The sequence below is a fragment of the Actinoplanes sp. NPDC004185 genome (assembly GCF_053603475.1).
Genome location: NZ_JBSGFR010000124.1, coordinates 1 through 1,782 on the forward strand (window position 1 = coordinate 1; position 1,782 = coordinate 1,782).

Genomic DNA, 1,782 nt, shown 5'->3' on the forward strand with positions numbered 1-1,782 from the left:
CCCGGGTTTACCGGACCGCTTGTATGGCACACCTTTCGCGGGAAGGTTGAAATCTTCCCGGGTCAAGGCGAGCCTCCGGGGTATAACGCGAATGAATCGGACGATTACGGTTACGACGCACGGCCCGCTTACAACTACAAAATCCCGATCACCGCATACCGAGGAATCGCCTATGGCCCGACGCCGTGGATCAACCTGGACGAGAATAGCCAGATCGGCTTGAACCAGATTTATGCAGGGATTCTGTCGCCGAACGTGAAGTCGGATGACGCCCAGATCTTGTTCATGGCCAAGGCCAACCGCAAGGAATACGCCTATGTCGCGGCGAACCAGTTGTTGGGCGGTGTCAGCGACAAAAGAGTGGCCGGCATATTCGAAGCAACGGCGAAATACATCTCGGATCACGGAGACGATCCGCTCCCGCCCTGCAGCGGCTTGATCTGCTTGCCTTACGGCTCGGTCGAGGTCAAGGCGGCCTGGCGACGATTGACTGCCTCCGAGCGAGCATCCGGCCGTTTCTATACAACCCGCGTGCGTTATTACGTCAAGGGCGACGGCGCGGATACGAAGACGTACTATGTCGACGACGATTTCGGCCTCATTGGCTTGCACATTATTCAGAAAACATCATCGGCTCCGTATTTTATCTACGCAACCTTCGAACAGGCGGACAATATTCTTGATGCGGCGGGCAAGCCGGTCGAGGATATGGATGGAAAATATATTGCCAATCCGATCCCGCCGATACCGTAATATCCGAATATTGTCTCGAAAAACGCACAGCCCGGGACTCTCCAGCAATTCTCCTATTCCCCCAAAAATTTCAGCTCGCCGCCAGGCGCTCGGCTGTACTACCAGAACACCGCGCAAACCGGACTCGTAGATGGAGGTCCGATCATTGTCAATCGAAGAATCAATCAGATTCCGGATGAAATTATTGCGGTCAATAAATCTGCTCATGATGCGATTTCCATGTACTCGCAAAAGAATTTCGGTGCGAAGAATTCGGTGTGGTCGTATTACAAGCTCGTCAACGTTCAGAGCAAGCCGCTTACTGGAAAAAAACCGGGAATCGATTACAGTAACGAGGATAGGTCGGTGCAGTCGACGTATTATCAATCCAATGGCGTGATTGAAACGGATTACAATCTTCAGAAATTCAGCGGAACCTTCGTCAACTTCGACAAATTCAGTTTTCGGATTACGGATTTTTCCGATGGAACAAAGAATCAATTCAATAACGTGACGTACAACCATGACTCCGTAAATATGGGTGGATGCATGGGGTGTCATGGAAATGCACAAAAGGCTGGAACCGGGTTCAGCTTTATCCTCCTGCACGGAAGCGTGCCGATGCCGGACCAGGCAGGCCAGCCTGTAACGAAGGAACAGATCGCGCGCTTCACCAAATATTTCTCGAAATGAGATTGCTGTAGTCGTCGACGAGATTTTAAGGGGTTGTGTCTAATAATGAGGCCGTTCAGTTCGCGTTACTCGGCGGTACCCGTATGCGATATTTTTCGGCTTCGAATCGAATGGTCGCGCCATGCGAATGGGGGTGGGTGTGAATATACACAGAGAGCGGCATCGCTATTTTCAGACGACCGTGTCGGCATCGATTTTCCTCGGCTTATGCTGTTTGGCGATGAATGTTGATGTGGCCGAAGGGGCAACTGATGCTGTGTTGCAGGCCGCGAGGGATTGCGACACACCAACGACCCCCTTTTGCGACGCACTGATGGAACCCATTGCCGGGTGGAACGGACATGTTTTCAAGCTATC

2 protein-coding genes are annotated in these 1,782 nt (G+C 52.0%); both read left to right on the plus strand.

The genetic code is table 11. The features are described 5' to 3' along the window. The coding region (locus ACWEOZ_RS44275) for a hypothetical protein (protein ID WP_451916665.1) at positions 1-753 on the plus strand (753 nt) is incomplete at its 5' end. Between the two features lie 219 nt (positions 754-972). Continuing rightward, a complete protein-coding gene (locus tag ACWEOZ_RS44280) occupies positions 973-1,425 on the plus strand; it encodes a hypothetical protein (protein ID WP_451916666.1) in 453 nt (150 codons plus the stop codon). Positions 1,426-1,782 lie beyond the last annotated feature (357 nt).

What these genes read in the sequence shown, in the direction of transcription:
- ACWEOZ_RS44280 (WP_451916666.1), top strand. Translation starts at nt 973, where the DNA reads ATGTACTCGCAAAAGAATTTCGGTGCGAAGAATTCGGTGTGGTCGTAT.